This is a genomic window from Psychrobacter sp. (assembly GCF_018260395.1).
Lineage (GTDB): Bacteria > Pseudomonadota > Gammaproteobacteria > Pseudomonadales > Moraxellaceae > Psychrobacter.
On record NZ_JAGLBC010000205.1, the window covers coordinates 1 to 2,869 of the forward strand.

Here is a 2,869-nt window from a genome sequence, read left to right on the forward strand (position 1 = left end):
ACTACACTGGGGGTGTAGTGGTCGCAGGTTCAAATCCTGCCGTTCCGACCAAACATTATATTAGGGTAGACCGTCATTGACCGTCTACCCTTTTTTTATAAGGGTTTCAAGCATTATCTTCTCCTATGCTGTCCATCTTAATACGTGACAATCCGTATAAAATTACGGTATATTTGACGGTATAAATTATACCGTAAGGAAATATACCGTCATGCCATTAACAGATACTCAGATCAAAAGGTTGAAACCTACGGATAGTTGTACTCCCTCTAAACCTGACAAGTATAGTGACGGTAATAACCTTCGATTGTGGGTACGTCATACTGGAACTAAGACTTGGGTTAGTGATTACAAGTTTAATAATAAACGTCAAAGCCTGACAATTGGCACATATCCGAATATAACACTGGCTGAAGCTCGCCAGCGTAATCTTGAAATTAAAGAGATGCTTGAGCAAGGCATTGACCCTAGGACCAAAAAAAAAGAAAAAGAGGCACAGCAGGACGGATCACTGTTATTCGATACTATTGCTCAGCGCTGGCATGCAGAGCGCAAGCCCCATATAGCAAAAACAACTTACAGTCGTGATTATTCACAATATGAGCGTGATATTAAACCCGCTATTGGTCAGATGCTTATTACTGATATTACTCCGCCTGACGTACTAGCTATTGGTAGAAAAGTTGAAGCTAGGGGCGCTCCCGATATGGCAAGACGTGCCATACGCCAAACTGGTCAAATAGTTAAGCAAGCAATACGAGAAGGCTTAGTGACTACAAACCCAGCAAATGACCTTACAGATGCCTTACAGCCTCGTAAAGTGAAACATCATAGCCGTGTGACTTCCCAGCAATTGCCCAAGCTACTAAAAGACATTGATAGCTACGGTGGTGATTTACTCACCAAACTAGGATTATGGACGCTTGCGTATACCTTTGTACGCACTCAAGAACTACGCTTGATGGAATGGGGAGAGATTGACTATAAACAGAAGATATGGCGCATACCAGCCGATAAGATGAAGATGGATAGACCGCATCTAGTACCGCTTGCGCCTCAAGTATTGGCAATTCTCAAGCAAATTAAAGTACTAGGCTTATCTGATACCTACGTTTTTTACAACGTATCAACTCACAAGCCATATAGTACAAATGCCTTTATCACAGCATTATGGCGCATGGGTTATAAAGGACGCATGACAGGACATGGCTTTAGAGGGCTGGCAAGCACTACATTGCATGAGCAAGGCTATATGCACGATGCGATAGAGTTACAGTTGGCACATGAAAAAGAAAACAAAATTAGTAAGGCTTATAACGGAGCGCAACACCTCCCCTATCGTAAAGATATGATGAATAAGTGGGCTAACTATGTGGATAGTGCTCGTGCAAAATTTAATGAATGTAATTAGCTCATATACTTATCGAACAACAAACAAAAAAGGAATTAAAAAATTATGCTGAACGTCCGTAAAGCTATGTAGTTTATGAGTTGAACAGCTGTTTTTTGAAAGTGCTATCGAACGGATACCAGTCAAAACTGAACAGAATAGTCGAATAAAAACTAACAAACTAAATTGCAAGGTTAGGATTAACTATCTGAATACCAGCTGTTAACACTATAGATTGCCATTGACGTGTTTCTTATTATTAAGGGTTTAGTAAAGGTGTGTTATGAAATATAAAAGATTCAACTGTTATGAGTTTTGGTCTTTAGCGAAAACTCTGAAAATAAACGAGATTGTTGCTTTATGGTGTGATGTCGAACCTTCCCAATTTGATCATTTTATACGGCAGACGGGTTATAACCCAACTTGTGCTGATGCCAAAAAGGCAGCCATTGAAGATGCTTTAATAAGTGGTGAATTGGAATATATTGACGAGGGTATACCATATGGCTTAGACAAGCTATGGATAGGTTCTGATATTAGAGAGCTTCTCCAAAAAAACAGATTGAGAGTAAGTAAAGATATTTTGATAGAGTGGTTTATTACTAAATATGAGCAAGGCGAGCTACTTGAAATACCCACTTTCCTAGATAAAGAAAAACAGCAGGCTCAGAAATTAGAGTCTGAAAGACTTGACACACCTCTCCCTATAATAGATCAAAACATGCCTACTCGTAGTCGTAATAATGCATTAAAGATTATATATGCTTTATTAATTAAGAGTGGTTGGTCTAATAAATCTCCGACTTCAAACCATCAAAGAGGAAATGCTACTACTGAAATAGAATTAATACTGAATAATCTTAATTTACAGTTAGGACATGAAACAATAGGTAAGTTTTTAAAAGACGTTCAAGAGCTACAAAAGAGCCACCCCTATACCCCACCATTTGAAGAAAAAATACCTTTTTAATCTAATTAGAATCTAATTAGAACCACTAGATAAACTAATCTCATATTCTTTGTCATGTAAGCCGTAGCATACCGTTACGGCACTTAATCCACCAATATGGGACGATTAACATGACAAAAACTAATCAGACTTCTTCTAGCCTTATTGAGCAGATCGCTACTACACAAATGAGTAGTAATCACAATGATACCAGTTTAAACCCTTTGGCTCTTCCTCTTACTGGCGTGAGTCGTGCCAATCAATTGCTACCCTTTTTACCATTTGGGTCAAGCACGCTATGGAAATGGGCCAACGAAGGTAAATTCATAACACCTATTAAACTATCCCCTACTATCACTGCTTGGGATAACTCAAAAGTACATAAATGGCTTGAATATATTGCTAAAGGTCATTCTCCAGAATCAGCTACCAAACTTGCTTCCAAAGTAAATGCTAATCAGGAGGGCAAATAATGCCTTATGAATCTGAAAATAGCCATTCACTTGATCAAATTATCAGTAATATAAAGA

3 protein-coding genes are annotated in these 2,869 nt (G+C 38.4%); all 3 read left to right on the forward strand.

Annotated elements, in window-relative coordinates; translation table 11 throughout:
* Positions 1-211: 211 nt before the first annotated feature.
* The 3 genes from QZ265_RS10445 (at position 212) to QZ265_RS10455 (ending at position 2,812) form a co-directional block, all read left to right on the forward strand.
* A complete protein-coding gene (locus QZ265_RS10445; RefSeq protein WP_296405938.1) occupies positions 212-1,411 on the forward strand; it encodes an integrase arm-type DNA-binding domain-containing protein in 1,200 nt (399 codons plus the stop codon).
* A gap of 262 nt (positions 1,412-1,673) precedes the next feature.
* Positions 1,674-2,360, forward strand: a complete 687-nt coding sequence (locus tag QZ265_RS10450; RefSeq protein WP_296405940.1) for a hypothetical protein — start codon at positions 1,674-1,676, stop codon at positions 2,358-2,360.
* Positions 2,361-2,470: 110 nt separating this feature from the next.
* A complete protein-coding gene (locus QZ265_RS10455; protein WP_296405942.1) occupies positions 2,471-2,812 on the forward strand; it encodes an AlpA family phage regulatory protein in 342 nt (113 codons plus the stop codon).
* Positions 2,813-2,869: the final 57 nt, after the last annotated feature.

Bases quoted from the DNA above. Each gene is read 5' to 3' on its own strand.
- QZ265_RS10445 (WP_296405938.1), top strand. From the start codon at position 212: ATGCCATTAACAGATACTCAGATCAAAAGGTTGAAACCTACGGATAGT.
- QZ265_RS10450 (WP_296405940.1), top strand. From the start codon at position 1,674: ATGAAATATAAAAGATTCAACTGTTATGAGTTTTGGTCTTTAGCGAAA.
- QZ265_RS10455 (WP_296405942.1), top strand. From the start codon at position 2,471: ATGACAAAAACTAATCAGACTTCTTCTAGCCTTATTGAGCAGATCGCT.